Annotated in this window: 10 protein-coding genes and 1 pseudogene; 3 read left to right on the top strand and 8 right to left on the bottom strand. The window is 73.5% G+C overall.

The genetic code is table 11. The features are described 5' to 3' along the window. Positions 1–17 precede the first annotated feature (17 nt). From ACFVFH_RS20320 to ACFVFH_RS20290, 7 genes are all read right to left on the bottom strand, one after another. On the bottom strand, positions 18–1,595 hold the full coding sequence (locus ACFVFH_RS20320; RefSeq protein WP_383770439.1) for a nitroreductase family protein: 1,578 nt from the start codon (positions 1,593–1,595) through the stop codon (positions 18–20). A gap of 84 nt (positions 1,596–1,679) precedes the next feature. After that, the gene (locus ACFVFH_RS20315; protein WP_383770436.1) at positions 1,680–3,653 is read right to left on the bottom strand and encodes a TOMM precursor leader peptide-binding protein; all 1,974 of its coding nucleotides are present in this window, start codon (positions 3,651–3,653) and stop codon (positions 1,680–1,682) included. Next, positions 3,643–5,889, bottom strand: coding sequence for a TOMM precursor leader peptide-binding protein (locus ACFVFH_RS20310; protein ID WP_383770433.1), 2,247 nt, complete (start codon positions 5,887–5,889; stop codon positions 3,643–3,645). Before ACFVFH_RS20310 ends, ACFVFH_RS20315 begins: the two co-directional genes overlap by 11 nt. Before the next feature lie 4 nt (positions 5,890–5,893). Continuing rightward, a complete protein-coding gene (locus ACFVFH_RS20305; RefSeq protein WP_383770749.1) occupies positions 5,894–7,825 on the bottom strand; it encodes a BTAD domain-containing putative transcriptional regulator in 1,932 nt (643 codons plus the stop codon). A gap of 7 nt (positions 7,826–7,832) precedes the next feature. Continuing rightward, a complete protein-coding gene (locus ACFVFH_RS20300; RefSeq protein WP_383770431.1) occupies positions 7,833–8,066 on the bottom strand; it encodes a hypothetical protein in 234 nt (77 codons plus the stop codon). Positions 8,067–8,615: 549 nt separating this feature from the next. Continuing rightward, a complete protein-coding gene (locus tag ACFVFH_RS20295) occupies positions 8,616–11,201 on the bottom strand; it encodes an ABC transporter permease (RefSeq protein WP_383770429.1) in 2,586 nt (861 codons plus the stop codon). Beyond that, a complete protein-coding gene (locus ACFVFH_RS20290) occupies positions 11,198–11,986 on the bottom strand; it encodes an ABC transporter ATP-binding protein (protein WP_383770426.1) in 789 nt (262 codons plus the stop codon). Before ACFVFH_RS20290 ends, ACFVFH_RS20295 begins: the two co-directional genes overlap by 4 nt. 585 nt (positions 11,987–12,571) lie before the next feature. Between ACFVFH_RS20290 and ACFVFH_RS20285 the strand changes: the two genes are divergently transcribed. From ACFVFH_RS20285 to ACFVFH_RS20275, 3 genes and pseudogenes are all read left to right on the top strand, one after another. After that, complete coding sequence (locus ACFVFH_RS20285) at positions 12,572–12,976, top strand: DUF485 domain-containing protein (protein ID WP_383770423.1); 405 nt, start codon at positions 12,572–12,574, stop codon at positions 12,974–12,976. After that, positions 12,973–14,595, top strand: a complete 1,623-nt coding sequence (locus ACFVFH_RS20280) for a cation acetate symporter (RefSeq protein ID WP_383770420.1) — start codon at positions 12,973–12,975, stop codon at positions 14,593–14,595. The genes ACFVFH_RS20285 and ACFVFH_RS20280 overlap by 4 nt, the downstream gene beginning before the upstream one ends. Before the next feature lie 21 nt (positions 14,596–14,616). After that, positions 14,617–15,147 (top strand): annotated as a pseudogene (locus tag ACFVFH_RS20275) (XRE family transcriptional regulator); the annotation flags it as partial. A 318-nt stretch (positions 15,148–15,465) separates the two neighbouring features. On the opposite strand, the gene ACFVFH_RS20270 reads toward ACFVFH_RS20275, so the two are convergent. Continuing rightward, positions 15,466–16,359 carry a cellulose-binding protein gene (locus ACFVFH_RS20270; RefSeq protein WP_383770418.1) on the bottom strand — a complete coding sequence of 298 codons (894 nt, stop codon included), beginning with the start codon at positions 16,357–16,359 and terminating at the stop codon, positions 15,466–15,468. Between the last annotated feature and the right edge of the window lie 145 nt (positions 16,360–16,504).

Below are 16,504 nucleotides of genomic sequence, written 5' to 3'. Positions count from 1 at the left end.
TCGTGGGGCGGGCGCACTCAGGCGATCTCGTACCGGAAGTCGGCCGGGGCGGGCCGCTCGTTGCCGATCATCATGATCAGCAGCGGGGCCTCGCCGGTCCCGTCGAGGCCGAGTTCCTCGATGTACGAGATGTTGTCGAAGCCCAGGGCGACGCCGCAGCCGACGCCGAGGGCGGAGGCGGTGGTGTACGTGGTCTGGGCGATCGCCCCGACGGTGGCGTTGACCAGGCGGTAGCCGCGGTCCCCGACGGCGTCGAGGACGGCGTCGGTGCGGACGGTGGGCACCAGGACCGCCGCCGCCTGCTCCAGGTTGTAGTTCGACAGGAAGTAGTTCTTCTGGAGGAAGGCGCCCGGCGCGCCCGGCTTCACCAGGCGCAGACCGTGCGCGTCGGGGTCGTACTCGTACGCCCCCGGTTCGATCCCGTCGACGTGGCCGACGAACGCGTAGAGCTTCGCCAGCCGGTGCCCGCCGCCGTCCCCTCCGATCAGCGAACCGGCCGCCGTGGCCGCCAGGCAGGAGGCCAACTGCTCGGCGGTCAGCGGGCGCTGGGCATCGAAGCGGCCGAAGCTGCTGCGGCGGGCGCGCAGCGCGGTGCGGACATCGGTGGAGAGCGGCGGGCAGGGCGGCAGCGGCGTCGCGGGGCGGTCCGCGACGACGGGGTGCGCGGCGGCCGGGGCGAGCGCCCAGGGGGCGGGGCGCTCGGTGGCCGCGGCGGCGGTCACGGCCTGCATCCGGCGCAGCGCGTCGAAGCCGAGGACGGTGCGCGAGCGCTCCTGATCACGGTGGCGCACCGACACCGGGGCCGGGCCGGGGGTGCGGGAGGCGGCGGAACCGGCCCACTTCAGCGGGACGACGGCGAAGACGCCCTCCTGTGCCGTGTCGATCCCGAGCAGCCGTCCGAGGCGTTCCTCGTCGAACCAGAGCGCGGGCTCCACGGACAGCCCGCGCGCCCCGGCCCACATCCGCCAGGTCTGCACGCACGCGCCGAGGTCCATGGACACGGCGTGGAAGGAGAAGTTGTTGTACTTGAAGGAGTTCTGCCAGTACTTGATGGACAGGACCAGGTACTGGTCGGTGTCCGGGCCCGGGGCCCCGTCCCCGAGCGCGGCCCGCACCTCGCCCGTCACGTCGCCGGTCAGCAGCCGCTGCATGGCGTGGTGGCGGGTGGAGTAGTAGTGCACCCCGGGCGGCACCGGGGCACCGGCCCCGGAGACCCAGTGCACGGCCACCGGGTAGAGGCCGCCGCCGGAGGCGGTGCCCCGGGACCAGTTGGCGAGCGGGTAGAACGGCAGGGCGTTCAGATCGGTGTTGGTCTGGACGCCGAGGCGGCGGCCGGTCAGCCCGTAGGAGTCGCGGAGCATCCCGGACAGCAGCGCGAGGTCGAACGCCCCGTCCCCGCCGGTCTCCCGGGCCAGGCCCCGGTCCAGGTCCGCGTGGGCCGGGTAGTCGCAGTCGGGCAGCGGCATGCTGTCGGTGCCGGGGTAGAACTTGGTCTTGCGCGGCCCGTCCGACCAGTTCGGCACGTAGTCGGCGGGGTCCATCGGGATGCGGCCGCGGTGCAGGATCGCGGCGGCGTATTCATGGGCGTACCCCATGGCGGGCTCCTCGGTCACGGAAAGGGGTGCGGGGCGGTCGGCGGGGCAACGGTCGCGGCGGGCGGCCCCGGGCGGTGGCGGCGGTCATGGGAAGGGGTGCGGGGCCGGGTTGAGGTCGGCGTCGGTCAGATCGCGGTCGCGCAGCCCCGCGACGCGCAGCGCGGTGCGCAGCCGGTCCATGCCGAGGGCGCGCTGCCTGCTCCGGCCGAAGTCGATCGGCAGCAGCCCCGGCACCAGGACACTGACCGTGGTCAGCCCCAGTTCGCGCTGTTCGGGCATGGTCTGGTCGACGACGACCACATCGAATCCGGCGGCGGCGACGGCGTCCACGCACCGGATCAGGTCCTCGCGCAGATCGTCGGAGACCGGCGGCACCGACCCGTTCCCGTACAGCTCGTCGAAAGACCGCTTCGCGGGGCGGGGCGCGCCCGGTGCGCCGATCAGGAAGTGCGCGTGGTGGCCCATCTCGGGCAGGCCGTAGACCAGCGGGTGGTCGTGCAGTGCCTCGACCCGGTCGAAGTCGGCGGCCATCGCGCGCAGCCGGTCCCGGTCCCGCTCGGTGCGGCGGGGCAGGTTGACCGCGTCGGTGGCGATCTCGCACAGCGCCCCGGCCAGGGCCGCCTCCGGGTCGAGCCCGGCCCCGGCGCCGAAGCACATCAGGCCCGGCCCGCCGTCCCGGCGCACCGCCACCCCGGTGACCACCGGGATCGGGAAGGTGATCCGGGTGTCGAAGAAGCGGGCCTCGTAGCCGTACATCTCCAGCCGGTCGGTCATCTGCCGGGTGGCGGGGCGGCGGCTGGTGGCCGGGTCGACCTCCGGCAGCGCGGCCCGCCCGTACCAGGTGAGCAGGAAGGCGTCGCGCTCGACGACCTCCATCAGCCCGCAGTAGACGGCCTCCTCCAGGCAGCCGCCGGAGGCACAGCCGTTGGAGCTCTCCTGGACGAAGCGGTTCTCCAGCCCGGGGGCGTGGTAGTACGTCAGGACCTCGGGCACCAGGACCGTGCGCCCGTCGCGCAGCGACCAGCCGTGGACCCAGGGGATCGGGCGGTCCGGGGTGAAGGGGGCGACCCGGGGGTTGGCACGGTGGAACGCCTCCGAGTACAGCCCGCAGGTCCGGGGGTCGAGCGCGTGCTCGCCGCGGGCGCGCAGGGCGTCCAGGGAGTCCGTCGTACCGGCCCGCTTGGCGCGGGGCCGCATGCCCGCGTACCGCTCCAGCCCCTCCAGCACCCCGATCCGCATGGACGCGGCGTAGGTGTCGGCATGGCCGCCCCAGAACGTCTCGCGCAGATAGGCGCCCGAGCGCATCGAGAAGCAGCCGATGGCCGCCGAGGTGGAGGTGGAGGAGACGTCCTGGACGACGGACGGGCCGAGCGAGCCGCACACCGGGTTGGCGTAGGGCTCGACCGGCAGGTCGTACGCCTCGATGTCCCGGACCCGGAAGCCGCCGGGGCGGCGCTTGGGCGCGGGGCCGAGCACGAGTTCCGCCGCCTCGGCGGTGTCCGGCTCGCCCGTCCCGCAGCGCGGGCACTCGGGGTCGGGGACGACCGGATAGTGCCGGACCGTCAGCGTCTCCAGGTCCACCAGGTGCACCGCCCATCGGGTGCCGGTCCGCGGCCCGGCACCGGCGAGCCTGGCGGCGACGAGTCCGGCCACCGCGTGCACGGCGAACGGTGTGGGGTACGGGGACTCCCCGGCCGCCCGGGTTCCGGAGCCGAGCTCCAGCGCCTCGCGCAGCGCGACGGAGCGGACCGCCTGCCAGCGGCGCTCCAGGCACCGGACGCAGCCCGGCGCACCGGTCCGGGCACCGCCGCCCGGCACGAAGGGGCCGACGACGGCGTGCCGCCCGTAGAACCGCACGGGTACGGCGTCCGCCCGGCGGGAGCCGTATGTGTCCGCATCCTCCGGCACATCGGCGAAGGCGTCACGCACCCCGAGCGGTGCCACGTCCAGCGGGTGCGGGGTGCCGTATCCGGCCAGCGCCTCCCGGAGCGCCGCCGCGAGGGCGTGCGCGGTCCGGGACAGTACGGGCGCCTCCCGGACCGGGGTGTCAACGGGCATCGGCGCCGGCCTCCCCGTCCGCCGTCAGCAGCACCCGCGCGGTGCTGATGCCGCCCGCGGCGAGGTCGGCCGGGGTGGTCGGCACGTACAGCGCGTCCCGGCCCGCCGCCCGCAGCGCGTCGAGGACCGCGTCGAACGTGGTGGCGGGCCCCTCCACGGCGACCGGCGCACCGGTCACCGCGACGCTCGCCGCGGCCAGGTCCCGGACCAGCGGGTCGCCGGTGTCCACCGGGGTGCCCGGGTCCTCGGCGGCCAGCTGCGCCTGCCCGAGCAGGTCCCGCAGCGCCGCACAGGCCGCCGCCCGGCGGGAGAGCCCGGCGCCGACCGCCCAGCGCCCCCGGGCACTGCCGCCCTCGGCCTCCCGGGCCAGCACCGCGTGGGCCGTGGTGCGCCCGTGCTCGCCCAGGTCCAGCAGCTCGACCGCGAGATCCAGATTGGCGGCGGACTTCAGCAGGAACACCAGCTCCGGATCGTCGCCGTCGACGGCGACCGGGCGGACCCCGGTGGTGCCGCGGACCGCCCGCAGCAGGGCGTCGTGCCCCAGGGCCGACATCAGGCCGGTCCCCGCCGCCTCCCGGGCGTCGGCCCCGGCCCCCGAACCGGCCGTCGTCGCGAGGTGGACGCGCCCCCGGTTGTACGCGCCGAAGGACCGCACGGCGGCGGCGGGCACCCGGACCGCCTCCTTGCCGGTCAGCGAGGTGGCGACGGTCCAGGCGTCCGGGACCGCCCCGGTGCCGCCGCCGGTGGTCAACGCGTCCGGGCCCAGCACCCGGTCCGCCGCCCCGGCCGCCGCCGGCACGTCGAGCGGCACCACGTGTTCGACGTACGCGACCGCCGCCGCGTACAGGGCCCGCATCCGCGCCCCCGCCAGGTGGTGCACGTCGAAGGCGGCGATCCGGCGCCGCTCCCCGGCCCCGAGCGCCACCTCGACCCGGCTGATCTTCAACGGGGTCTGGGTCAGCGCCTCGTCGTCCCAGCTCCGGAAGATCCCGGTGTGCGGGCGCACCGTCGCCGCGCCGTGCCGGTTCAGCTCCTCGACCAGCTCCTCGGCGTCGCGGGCGGTCTCCACCGTCGCGGTGACCGGCAGGGCGAGCCCGTCCGGCAGGGCCCCGGCGGGCGTGTGGCCGCCCGCGTCCGCGCAGCGTGCGCAGCGGGGGTGCGGGGCGACCGGCTCGGCCACGACGTCCAGCGAGGCGAGGTCCTGGATCAGGACCTGGCGGTTCGTCTCGGCGGGCAGCGCGCCGGTGGTGAGGCGGAAGACCTCGTACCCCAGGAGGTTGCCCACCATCGCGGCGACCGGCCCGGTCACGGCGTCCGAGGACACCGGCACCGCCCCGGCCGCCCGGCTCCACAGCTCCGCCGCCGCTCCCGCGTCCACGTTGCCGCCCAGCCGCAGCACGGCGCAGCACCAGCAGCCGGTGGACGCGGCGGTGGCCAGCGGTCCCACGACCAGGCGCTCGCCGAACCGCCAGGCGGGGATCAGTGTCCGGCCCTCGGGCACCCCGGCGGCCAGCAGCCGCTGGGTGCGCGGCCCGGCACCGGCGCCGGTCACCACGACGACGTCGTAGCCGTCGAGCTCCGGCCAGCCCGCACCGGCCCCGGCGGTGACCCGTTCGACGTGCGCGGCCGCCCGGTCCGCCTCGGCCGTGACCTCGTCGGACTCCGCGCTCGTACCGATCCGTACGCATCCGTTGCGCAGCAGGCTCAGCGCGCACCAGCGGGCGGTCTCGTCGTCGCCGAGGACGGCGACCCGGGTGGCGCGGAACCGGGCGAAGCGCTCCGGTGCGCCGTCGGCGTAGTGGTCGATGTAGGCGATCTGCGCGGCGAAGCGCCCGGCGACCTCGTCGGGCACCGGGCCCGGTCCGGTGCCGGGTTCGGGCACGTCGCGGGCGAACTCGCGGGCGTAGAGCGTCTTGACGAGTTCCGCGGCCATCGCCCGCTGGGCGGGGCCGAAGCCCGCGCAGAGGTCGGCGAGCCGGTGGTCACCGGTCAGATGGGGCACGACGAGGGAGGCGAAGCGGTAGGCGGTGCGTCCGGCCAGGTGGAAGCCGCCGTCGGCGTTGTGGAAGAGCACCCCGCCGGGGGTCTCGGTGAACAGCACGTCCCGGCGGATGCGCGGCCGGGTCCCGGACAGCGTGTCGAAGGCCGACGCCGCCGGGGCGGAGGCGCTTCGGGCGGGTTCGGCCGTCGGCACGGCATCGGGGGCGCGCTCGGTGGTGGCGGCGGTCTCGGCCATGGGGTCACACCTTCTCTGTGCGGCGGATGCGTTCCTGGTCGGTTCTCCGTGCGTGGGCGCGGAGCAGTTCGTGGATCCGGTAGGGGCCGGGCGGGCCGTCCTCCAGCAGCCCGGCGTCGGCGAGCCGTTCCAGGACCGCCTCGGTGGTGTCCGGGACGTCGTCGGCGGTGAAGGCGGCCCCGGTGCCGGTCGCGGCCCGGTGGAAGGCCGCGGAGAGCCTCGGGTCGAGCCGGTTCAGCGCCGCGTCGAGGACGGCGGTCACGGAGAGCCCCGGCGCGTCCGGGAGGGCGAGGCGGGCCAGCGGATCGTCGCCGAACCAGTCGACGGCGTCCCCGAGCGTCAGCGCGGGCCGGGTCAGCAGCCGGGCCGTCAGGATGCGCAGGGCGAGCGGGAAGTGGCCGCACAGCGCGGTGAGCCGGTGGGCGGCCTCCGGTTCCGCCTCGACGCGTTCGGCGCCGAGGACGGAGACCAGCAGCGCGTACGACTCGGCCGCGGTGAACACCGAGAGCCGGTGCACCCAGCCGCCGTGCGTGGCGACGAGTCCGGCGAGGCCCATCCGGCTGGTGACGATCACCGCTCCCTGGGCCCGTGCGACGGCGGGCAGCAACGGGCGCACCTGATCGGCCCGGACGACGTCGTCGAGGACGAGCAGGACCCGCGCGCCGTCCGCGCCGGGCCGCAGCACCTCGGCCGCCTCCGCCGCGAGGTCGGCGGCGGTACGGGCCTCCCCGTCCGGCCGGGTCGCCCGGACGACCGCGCGGCCGCCGGGAAAGGCGTCCCGCACCAGGTGGGCGACGTGGTGGGCGAGGGCCGACTTGCCGACGCCGGGCGCCCCCGACACCAGGATGGGCGGAGGATGCCGGTCGGCGTCGGCCACGGCCCCGGTGAGCCGGGCGGCCATCGCGGCGGTCTCGTTCTCGCGTCCCGTGAAGTTCGGTACGGGGCGGGCCTCGGGCGACGCGGCCGCGGCGGCGCGCGCCACGGCCCTCGGCGCGGGGACGTCCGGGCCGCCCCCCGGGCGTGCCGCACCCGCCGCCGGGTCCGGGGCCACCTCCCCGGCGGGCGTGCCGGGGGGTGCCGACGTGTCCGCGGCGGGGGCCGCCGGTCCTTCCAGCGCTCTCGGGCCCCCGTCGTTGTGCCGTGCGCCCGGCGCGGGGGGACGGCCCGGCAGCGCGGTCCGGGGGCCCACGGGGCCCAGGTCCCGGCCCCGCAGGATCGCGAGTTCCAGCTGCTGGAGGGCGGGTGACGGATCGACCCCCAGCTCGTCCAGCAGGAACCCCTTGACCCTCCGGTACTCGGCGAGCGCCTGGGTCTGCCGCCCGGTCCGGTAGAGCGCCTCGATCAGCAGCTCGTGGAGCCGCTCGTGTCCCGGGTATACGCGCGTAGCGGTCCACAGTTCGACGAGCGCCTCACCGTGCCGTCCGAGCCCCAGCAGCAGGTCGCAGACGCGTTCCACGCTCCGCAGCCGTTCCTCGGCGAGGCGCGGCACCTCGTCCCGGTGCAGCACGTCGGAGCGCACATTGGCGAGCAGCGAGCCCTGCCACAGCGACAACGCGTCCTTGAGCCCGCAGAGTTCGGCCTCCGGGTCGTCGGAGAGCAGCACCGCGCGGCGGACCTGGTCGCGGAAGCCGAGCAGGTCCAGGGTGTGCGGTCCGGCGGTGATCCGGTAGCCGCCGGGAACCGCCTCGATCGATGTCTCGGTCACGCCGTGCTTGGCGAAGAGCCTGCGCAGCCGGAGCACACAGGTCTGGAGCGCGGCCTTGGCGGTGGCCGGCTGTTCCTCTCCCCACACGGCCCGCTGGAGGTAGTCGGCGGACACGACGGAGTTGGCGTGCAGGAGGAGCGCCGCGAGCAGGATCGTCGGCTTCGACGGCTGGAGCACCACGGCCTCGGGTCCGTCCGCGAGGGTCAGGGGGCCGAGCAGCTGGAACCGCATCAAGGCCCTAGTCCCAGCCGTTGACCAGCTTGCAGACCGGCACCGGTGCCGGTGCGGGCAGCGGCAGCCGGGCGAGGAACGCCTCCACCTCCGTGCAGACCCGCACCACCCCGTGGGCGGGACGCTGTCCGTCCGTATCGGCCCCCGGGGCGGCGAGGGCGGCGGGAGTACCGAGCGTGAGTGCGGCGAGTGCGAGACCCGTGACGGCCGCGGTGCGGGTGGCGGCGGCGGTACGGATCACGATGGCCGGCCGACATGAATGCGGAGAACCGAACACTTCTGTCCCCTTCGGCTGTGTCGTCCTGCCGGGGGTGCCCCGGCAGGACGACCATGCCAGCGGGGAAGGCAGGACAGCAGGGGCCGTCGTGACAGCTTGCTGCACGCGCCGCGGCAGCTTCGTGCAACCGGGCCGCCGCGCCGGGAACCCCCGGCGGAGCACGGGGACCGGGCACGCCGGGCCGCGCGGAATCCGCGCCCCCGGGGCTTGGAGGAACCTCCCGGAGAGACACGGAATCCGGCCCCGGAGTGTTTGGAGGAACACCCCGGGACCGGATTCCGTCATCCTACGTCGGCGGCCGTCCCAGGACCTGTCTTCGAACCGCGGTCGTCCGGCGCGTGCGAGCGCAAGGCGGAGGTCCGCCCCGATACCGGACGTATCGGGACTGGACGTATCGGGACTGGACGTATCGGGACTGGACGTATCGGGACTGGACGCATCGGGGCGCCCCCGACAACACGGCGAGCGTGCGTGCCGGGCGTCGCACGGCAGACGGCGGTTCGCGGACGGGGCCTAGTCCGTGGCGATGGCGTTCAGAACGTTCATCCTGCCCGCCCGGAACGCCGGGACCAGCGCGGCGAACAGCCCCACGAAGGCCGAGGCGACGAAGACCGTGAGGATCGTCGGCCACGGGATCTCCAGGACGCCGAGGCCCTCCAGCGCCAGCAGCTTCTGGGCCGCGGTGCCCCAGCCCATGCCGAGGCCGAGACCGAGCAGCGCGCCGAAGACCGCGATGACCACCGATTCCAGCCGGATCATCCGGCGCAGCTGCCTGCGGGAGAGGCCGATGGCCCGCATCAGACCGATCTCCCGGGTCCGCTCGACCACCGACAGCGCCAGGGTGTTCACCACCCCGAGCACCGCGACGATGATCGCGAGCGCCAGCAGGCCGTAGACGATGTTCAGCAGCTGGCCGATCTGGTCCTTCAGCTGCTGCTTGTAGTCGGCCTGATTCCGCACCTCGTACTGCGGGTACTTGGCGAGGGCGCTCTTGAGCGCGGCGTACGCCTCCTTCTCCTTGCCGTCCGCGGCCTTGGCGAACATGAGCATGTTGCCCGGCAGGGCGTCGGCGGGGACGTACCGCGCGGCGGTCGTGACGCTGGTGTACATCGCGCCCTTGTCGATGTTCACGTCGTCCGAGGTGATCGCGGCGACCTTCAGCTTCGCGGTCCTGCCGCCCTCGAACGCGACGGTGATCCGGTCACCGACCTCGACGTGGTGCTTGGTGGCGTACGTCTCGCCGACCGACATGGCGTCCTTGCCGTACGCGGCGGCCAGCTCGCCGGAGACCGTCTCGCGGCGGACGTCGTCCTTGTACGTGGGGTCGGCGGCGACCAGGCCGTCGTGCACGGTGGTGCCGTCGGGGGCGGTCAGCCGGGCGCCCACGGACTTGTAGCCGGTGAGGTGCTCGATGTCCGGCACGGCCTTCAGGGCCTTCACCGCCTGGTCGACGAGGGGCGATCCGTCGCCACCGGCCGGCTGGACGATGAAGTCCGCGCCGACGGACCTGTCGAGTTCCTCGGTGGCCGAGGCGACCATGGAGGAGCCGACGACCGAGAGGCAGGCGACCAGGGCGAGGCCGACCATCAGCGCGGCGCCGGTGGCTCCGGTACGGCGCGGGTTGCGCAGCGCGTTGCGTTCGGCGAGCCGTCCCACGGGGCCGAACATCCGCAGCATGACCGCGCTCAGCACCCGGACCACGAACCCGGCCAGCAGCGGGCCGATCACGATGAAGCCGACCAGGGTGAGAAGGACGCCCGCGCCGAGGAGGGGCGAGCCCTCGCTCGACTTGTCGGCCCGGGTCGCGCCGAGGAGCGCCGCGCCACCGGCCAGGGTGAGGACCAGGCCGATCGCGGCCCGGACCTTGCCCGCGCGGCCGTCCGCCGGGGTACCGGACTCGCGCAGGGCGGCCATCGGGGAGACCTTCCCGGCCCGGCGGGCGGGGAAGTACGCGGCGACGACGGTGACCACGATGCCGAGCGCGAGGCCGATCACCGGGGTCGTCCAGGCGACGGTGAGGTCCCCGGTGGAGAGCTCCATGCCCACGGCGCCCATGAGCTTCATCAGGCCGACGGCGAGGCCGACGCCCGCGCCCACCCCGAGGAGCGAGCCGACGACGCCGAGGAACAGCGCCTCGATCAGCACGGACCGGTTGACCTGCTTGCGGCTGGAGCCGATGGCCCGCATCAGGCCGATCTCACGGGTGCGCTGGGCGACCAGCATCGAGAAGGTGTTGACGATCAGGAAGATGCCGACGAGCAGGGCGATCCCGGCGAAGCCGAGCATCGCGTACTTCATGACGTCGAGGAAGGAGCCCATCGAGTCCTTGTTGGCGTCCGCGGACTCCTGCTGCGTGCGGAGCTCGTAGGCGGAGGTGTCGCCGAGCGCGGCGGCGACGTTCTTCTTCAGCTGCTCGTCGGCCACACCGGCTTCGGCGGTGACGGAGAGCAGGCTGAAGACATCGGGCCGGCCCAGCAGCTTCGTCTGCGCGGTGGCGGTGTCGAAGTAGACGACCGCCGCGCCGGGGTTGGTGACCGTGAAGGTGGCGATGCCGCTGATCCGCGCCCGGATGTCGCCGTTGGCGGTGATGGTGCGCAGCTCGTCGCCGAGCTTCAGGTGGTGCTTCTCGGCGGTGTCGGCGTCGACCATCACCTCGGTCGGGCCGCGCGGGGCGTGACCGGAGGAGATCTCCATCGAACGCAGGTCGTTCCGCGTCCAGTTGCCCGCGATCGTCGGGGCGCCCGTGGTCGATCCCATGTTCTTGTCATGGCTGTCGACGACGGTGACGGACATGCTGCTGACCGCGCCCTCGGCCGCCTTCGCGCCGGTGGCCTTCGCGATCCGCCCGAGGTCGGAGGCGGGGACCGTGGCGGGCTTGCCGTTCCGCGGGCCCCGGTCGTCGTCCTCGGCGGCCTTCGGGGTGACCGTGACATCGGCCGAGGTCGCGGCGAAGAGCTTGTCGAACGTGGTGTTCATGGTGTCGGTGAAGACGAGCGTGCCGCACACGAACGCCACCGACAGCAGGACCGCGACGGCGGAGAGCGCCATGCGTCCCTTGTGGGCGAAGAAGTTCCGCCTCGATGTCTTCCAGACGGTCATGAGGTCCGCCCGCGCGCGTCGAAGTCCTTCATGCGGTCGAGGACCTGCTCGGCCGTCGGGTCGCGCATCTCGTCGACGATGCGTCCGTCGGCCAGGTACAGCACCCGGTCCGCGTAGGAGGCGGCCACCGGGTCGTGGGTGACCATGACGATGGTCTGGCCCAGTTCGTCGACCGACCTGCGCAGGAAGCCCAGCACCTCGGCACCGGCCCGGGAGTCCAGGTTCCCGGTGGGCTCGTCGCCGAAGATGATCTCCGGCCGGGCGGCGAGCGCACGGGCCACCGCGACGCGCTGCTGCTGGCCGCCGGAGAGCTCGGTGGGCCGGTGCTTCAGCCGCTCGGCGAGGCCCACGGTCTCCACGACCTGACGCAGCCAGTCGGCGTCGGGCCTGCGGCCGGCGATGTCCATCGGCAGCGTGATGTTCTCCAGCGCGTCGAGCGTGGGAAGCAGGTTGAACGCCTGGAAGATGAAGCCGATCCGGTCCCGCCGGAGCTGGGTCAGCTTCTTGTCCTTGAGCCCGGTGATCTCGGTCTCGTCGAGGAAGATCTGCCCCGAACTCACGGTGTCCAGGCCCGCCAGACAGTGCATCAGGGTCGACTTGCCGGAGCCGGACGGGCCCATGATCGCGGTGAACTCTCCGCGGGCGATGTCCACATCGACATGATCGAGCGCGACGACCCGGGTCTCCCCCGCCCCGTACGCCTTGACGACCTGCCGCGCCCGCGCAGCAACGGCCGTACGCCCTCCAGTACCCCCGTGCCTGGGAATGGTCACAGCCGTTGTCACGGTTTATCTCCTATGTCGGTCATCGTGGTGACGCGTCGACTGATCCGTCGTCGGTCGCGTCGGTGCGTATGCGTATGCGTGTGCGTGTGCGTGTGCGGAGTCCGGCGCCGGGAGCGGGTCCCGGCCGCCGGTGCCCGGCAAGCATGGGTGCCCGGCACCGCTCCGGGGTGGGGTCTCCCCCACCCCGGCCCCCGTGTCCCCCGCCTCCGCGGTGGGATCCAGCCGCTTTTCGCGGTGTAGGAACACGTTAAGGAACGGGCTCCCGCCCCCACGTCCTCCGCCGGGAGGAACCGCCCCTGCCCAGAAGTAAGGACCTCCCCCTAAGGGTCTCGACCCCTGGGTGGAGGCCCGTATCAGGGACTGGACCCAGGGGTGCGGAGGCGGGGGCGGCCGGGGCCTCCTTCCCGCCCGGCCGCCACCCCCCGTTCACGGGACCACATGCAACTGAGCCATTACCCCCTGCAATTCGGGCCACCCCCTCCCCAACTGCCGTACCCGCGAGTAATATTCGCGCTTCCGACCGCACCCGCACTCCTGCCTTGCCGTCCAGACCAGGACCCGAGCCATGCAAGGAGCAGCACCCCGATGTCGCACGGAAACCCACCCCCCTCCCCCCACCACCTCGACTACCTGCTCCCCTGGCAGAGCTCGGAACAGGCACCGCCCGACCGACCGCCGGGCCCGGCCGACACCCCCGCACCCGCACCCGGCCGCCACAGCGACCTCCGCCGGCTGCGCACCGCGTACCGGCTGCTGCGACGCGTCGCGACCTTCACCGCACTCGGCTACTTCGTCGCCTTCCTGCTGCTCTCCGGCTTCGCCAAGGAGCTGATGGACGTCCCCCTGTTCGGCGGCCTCAACCTCGGCCTGACCCTGGGGCTCTGCCAGCTCCCCGTGACGGTGCTCGCCATCGTCGTGTACGAGCGCACCGCCCGGCGCACGGTCGACCCGCTCGCCGCCCGCATCCGAAGAGCGGGAGCGGCACGGTGAACGGATTCGACAATTCCGCGCAGTCGATGTCCCTGGTGGCCTTCCTCGCCGTGGGCACCGTCGCGCTGCTGCTCTGCGTGATGACCGGCCCGGACCGCGACGACCTCGACGAGTTCTACACCGGCTCCCGGTCGCTCTCGCCGATGCAGAGCGGCCTCGCCCTCGCGGGCGACTACCTCTCCGCCGCCACCGTGCTCGGCACCACCGGCATCATCGCCCTCACCGGCTACGACGGGATGATCCTCGCGCTGAGCATCACCCTCTCGCTCGTCCTGCTGATGTTCCTGCTCGCCGAACCGCTGCGCAACGCGGGCGGGTTCACCATGGGCGACCTGCTGGTACGCCGCGCCCCCGGCCGCGCCGTCCGCATCACCGCCTGCGCGGCCACCCTCGCCGCGCTCGTCCCGATGATGGTCGTCCAGCTCGCCAGCAGCGGCGATCTGCTCGCCTTCATCCTGGGCTTCGACACCTCGGGCTTCCGCACCGGCGCCATCATCGGACTCGGCACCCTGATGATCGGCTACGCGGCGATCGGCGGGATGAAGGGCACCTCGCTGATCCAGATCGTGAAGACCGTGGTCCTCTTCGTGGCCTCCTTCACCATCGCCGTACTGATCATGAACCGCTTCGACTGGAACACCGACTCCCTGCTCTCGGCCGCCCGCCAGAGCAGCGGCGCGGGGGCCGCCTACCTCCGCTCGGGGCTCCAGTTCGAGGGCAGCGGACTCGACATGGTCAGCTCCGAACTGACCGTGGTCCTCGGCGCCGCCTGCCTGCCGCACGTCACCATGCGCATGGCGAGCGCCCGCTCCACCCAGGCCGTCCGGCGCTCGATGTCCTGGGCCGTCGCCGTGGTCGCCACGATCTGTCTGCTGCTCGTCGTGATCGGTTTCGGCGCGGGAGCCCTCGTCGGCCACGAGGGCATCACCGCCGCCGGGGCCTCCGGGAACAGCGCGATCCTCCAGATCAGCGGAGAGGTCGCGAACGGCACGCGGATGGGGGCCCTGGTCATCACGACGATGACGACCGCGATCTTCCTGACCCTGCTCGCCTCGGTCGCCGGAATGATCCTGTCCTGCGCCAACTCCCTCGCCCACGACCTCTTCGCCCACGGCCTGCACGGGGTGCGCGACCCGGACCGCAAGCCCCTGCCCGGCCTGTCGGAGATGCGTACGGCGCAGTTCTCGGCGATCGTCGTCGGACTGCTCGCCACCGTGCTCGCCGTCGTGGCCAGGCACTGGAACGTACAGGCGCTGGCCACGCTCTCGTTCTGCGTCGGCGCGTCCGCCTTCGCCCCGGCGCTCGTCTACAGCATGTTCTGGCGGCGCTTCACCCGCGCCGGACTGCTCTGCACGCTCGTCGTCGGCACCCTCACCACACTGGTACTGATCACCGGCACCAACCTGGTCTCCGGCTCACCCACCTCGGTCTTCCCCGACCACGACTTCAACTGGTTCCCGTACACCACCACCGGACTCGTCTCCATCCCCGCCGGGTTCCTGGCAGGCTGGCTGGGCACGGTCCTCCCCCGCCACACGGCCCCGGCGGCACGCCGGCTCTACCAGGGCGAGGAACCCCGAATCCTGGCGGGCGTACGCCCGACACCACCCCACCACTGAACCCGGCCCCGCCGCACAGCACCCCTGGCAAGAGTCCGCACGGACGGCAAAGGAGGGCACGACATGGACGCAGGAGCAGAAGGCGGGGTCACCTCCGCCTCCGCAGGTGCGCAGAAGGCCGTACAGGCGACTGACGAGACGTTCTCGGGGGTGTGGCTCAGCCGCTACGAGTTCTACTCGTCCAGCCGGGCGGAGACGTACGAGGGCAAGCACTACGTCGTGATCGTCCAGCACGGGAGCCGGCTGACCGCTCAGAGCCTGCCCGGGGCGAGCAGCAACCCCGACAGCCCGCTCACACTGGATCTGACCGTCGACCGCAACGTGGTCACCGGGTCATGGGTCGAGCAGACCGCTGCGGACGGCTACTACAACGGCGCCCGTTACCACGGGGCCGTTCAGCTCCTCGTGGAGCCGACCGGCCGACGCATGGCCGGGAAGTGGGTCGGGTTCGGCAAGGACTTCGACGTGAACACCGGGCCGTGGGAACTGCGTCTGGTCGACCGGTCCACCAGCAAGGCGACGTTGGAGCGGTACAGCAGCCCACCGGAGTGAGGCGCTGCCCGTCCCCTGCCCGTCCGGCAGGGGACGGGCAGGGCTTCGTGCCGTCCCGGCGACTCTCGGCAAGCGCGCCAACCACCGGTGTACGTGCCCTGGCAGGCATATACCGACGGGTACCTGAGGGGACCAGAAGGTCCGGGCCGCCCAGCGGACCTGGTCGCCCCCGCCGCTCAGGCACCGCACGTGCGCATGGAACCCAGCCGAAGCCCGGCTCAGTCCTCCGCCGGGCTCAGTCCTCCGCCCGGCTCAGTCCTCCGCCCGGCTCAGTCCTCCTCCGGGCTCGGCCCCTCCCGGGCTCGACCCTCGCTCCGCTCAGTCCTCCGCCGGGGTCACCCGCCCGGTGAGCGCCGCGAGCGAATTCCGTACGTGTGCCATGTGCGCCTGCACCTCCTCGCGGCCCTCCTCGTGCTCCCGCACGATCCTCTCCGTCTCCCGGACCACCCGCTCCTCGCGGACCCTCGCCCCGGCGAGCAGCTCCGCGGCCTGCGCCTCGGCGTCCTCCTGGCCGTGCCGGGCGGCCTCCTCCGTCTCCGCGAGGGCCCGTCGCGCCTCGGCCAGCAGGGCCTCCGCCCGCTCGGTCAGCTCGTCATGGTGTGCCGCCTGCGCGGCCTCGGCCTCGGCCAGTTCGAGTTCGGCCGCCTGCCACCGCTCGGAGTGCTCCTGCTCCTGGTGCGCGAGAACGCTCTCCGTGCGGCGAATCGTTTCCGCCATCATGGACTCCGCCCGCTCCCGCACCTCCGCGGCCTCCTCGCGGGCCTCCGCGACCGTGGTGTCGGCGGTGTCCCGCGCCGCGGCCAGCGTCTCGTCCGCGTGCCGCGCGGCCGCCGCCCGCATCGCCTCGGAGTCCGCCCGCGCCGAGGCACGGACCCCGCGGCCCGCCTCGTCCGCCGCGTCCGCCAGCGCCTGCGCCTCCTCCTGGGCCGCACCCCGCACGGTCTCCGCCTCGCCCTCGGCGAGCGCCAGGATCTGCTGGGCACGCTCACCCAGCGACTCATAGGTCTGCGGGGCGAGCGTGGCGACGACCTCGCTCAGCCGCACCGACTCCGCCGACAGCTCCTCCACCAACGCCGTCAGCCGGGACACCTCGTCCAGCGCCGCGTCCCGCTCCGCCGACAGCCCGGCCACCGCGCGGTCCACCTGCTCCGGACGGTAGCCCCGTCCCCGCCCGCCGACGAAGCCGTGCGCGGACACCGGTGCAGAACTCATCCTTGAAGCCTCTTTCCGACTCTCCGACCATCAGCGACACGTCAAGGATGCGGCAATTGGCCAAGAAGTCGGAATCGATCAACTGATTTCCAGACGGAAGCGACAGGCATCACAGGCGCCCCGGGCACCGCGAGCCCCACAGGAA

The organism is Streptomyces sp. NPDC057697 (assembly GCF_042799335.1).
Lineage (GTDB): Bacteria > Actinomycetota > Actinomycetes > Streptomycetales > Streptomycetaceae > Streptomyces.
The sequence above is the reverse complement of the archived record's forward strand: the minus strand, read 5'-3'. Positions and strand labels throughout refer to the sequence as shown.

What these genes read in the sequence shown, in the direction of transcription:
- ACFVFH_RS20320 (WP_383770439.1), bottom strand. Translation starts at nt 1,595, where the DNA reads ATGGGGTACGCCCATGAATACGCCGCCGCGATCCTGCACCGCGGCCGC.
- ACFVFH_RS20315 (WP_383770436.1), bottom strand. Translation starts at nt 3,653, where the DNA reads ATGCCCGTTGACACCCCGGTCCGGGAGGCGCCCGTACTGTCCCGGACC.
- ACFVFH_RS20310 (WP_383770433.1), bottom strand. Translation starts at nt 5,889, where the DNA reads ATGGCCGAGACCGCCGCCACCACCGAGCGCGCCCCCGATGCCGTGCCG.
- ACFVFH_RS20305 (WP_383770749.1), bottom strand. Translation starts at nt 7,825, where the DNA reads ATGCGGTTCCAGCTGCTCGGCCCCCTGACCCTCGCGGACGGACCCGAG.
- ACFVFH_RS20295 (WP_383770429.1), bottom strand. Translation starts at nt 11,201, where the DNA reads ATGACCGTCTGGAAGACATCGAGGCGGAACTTCTTCGCCCACAAGGGA.
- ACFVFH_RS20285 (WP_383770423.1), top strand. Translation starts at nt 12,572, where the DNA reads ATGTCGCACGGAAACCCACCCCCCTCCCCCCACCACCTCGACTACCTG.
- ACFVFH_RS20270 (WP_383770418.1), bottom strand. Translation starts at nt 16,359, where the DNA reads ATGAGTTCTGCACCGGTGTCCGCGCACGGCTTCGTCGGCGGGCGGGGA.